Raw genomic sequence first — 1,428 nt, forward strand, 5'->3', positions numbered from 1 at the left:
AATGTCGAATATAAATACAACACATATGAATTTTAAGCATGTAAGCTATTTGTGGGATGAGTCAAAGGCAGCAGCTTTGGCAGGAGATGAAGTAGCGCTTTTCATTTATCGTTCCAATTTACTGGGAGCTGATTTGCGATTGACCAATTACGGAGGGGGAAATACTTCGGTTAAGATTACGGACAAGGATCCGTTAACGGGAGAGAGTTCAGAGGTAATGTGGATCAAAGGTTCGGGTGGAGATATCGGAACACTGACCAAATCAGGATGTGCGGCACTTTATTTAGAGAGACTTCGTAATCTGGAGAACGTTTACAGGGGAATAGAATTCGAAGACGAGATGGTGGAACTTTTCAACCACTGTATTTTCGATCTGGCCTCAAAAGCGCCATCTATCGATACACCATTACACGGATTCTTACCATTCAAACATATCGACCATTTGCATCCCGATGCGGCTATTGCAATCGCTGCAGCCAAAGACGGAGCCAAAATCACCGAGGAATTATTCAATGGTGAAATCGGCTGGGTGGGCTGGCAACGTCCGGGCTTTGACCTTGGATTGCAACTAAGAGCTTGCCTTGAGGAAGCAGAGAAAAAAGGAAAAAAATTACGCGGAATCATGTTGGGTTCCCATGGACTTTTTACCTGGGGAGAAACTTCGTATGATAGTTACATCAACACCCTTGAAGTAATCGAGAAATGTGCGACTTACTTAGAGAATAACTACGGAAAAAAACGTCCTGTTTTTGGAGGACAAAAAATAGAAAGCCTTGAGTTGAACCAAAGAAGATTGAAAGCGGCGAAAGTTGCTCCAATCTTAAGAGGATTCTGCTCATCAGAGCGCCAGATGATCGGACATTATACCGATGATCAAAGGGTTTTGGAATTCATCAACTCAAATGATTTAGAGAAATTAGCTCCGCTTGGAACTTCTTGTCCGGACCACTTTTTGAGAACCAAAATCAGCCCATTGGTACTGGAACTGGATCCAAACGAGGACTTGTCAGATGTAAACGCGATCAAAGCAAAATTAAAACCTGCGTTTGAAGCATACAGAGCCATGTACAAGGATTATTACAACAAATGTAAAAAATCAAATTCACCGGCAATGCGTGACCCGAATCCGGTTGTGATATTGTATCCCGGAGTTGGAATGTTCACTTTTGCCAAGGATAAGACCATGGCAAGACTGGCATCAGAATATTATGTGAATGCGGTGAATGTTATGAAAGGTGCAGAGGCAGTTTCAGAATATACCTCACTTCCACATCAGGAAGCTTTTGATATCGAATACTGGTTATTGGAAGAAGCAAAACTGCAACGTATGCCAAAACCAAAAGCCTTATCAGGAAGAGTTGCCCTTATCACCGGATCAGCCGGAGGAATTGGAAAAGCAATTGCCAAAAAGTTCGCTCAGGAAGGTGC

The 1,428-nt window shown here is 42.8% G+C and carries 1 protein-coding gene; it reads left to right on the plus strand.

All coding sequences use genetic code 11. The features are described 5' to 3' along the window. Window position 1: 1 nt before the first annotated feature. A partial coding sequence (locus tag AC1RRN_RS21420) for a bifunctional rhamnulose-1-phosphate aldolase/short-chain dehydrogenase (RefSeq protein WP_492969252.1) occupies window positions 2-1,428 on the plus strand: 1,427 nt, incomplete at its 3' end.

It is taken from the genome of Flavobacterium sp. GW821-FHT11G01 (genome assembly GCF_058808175.1).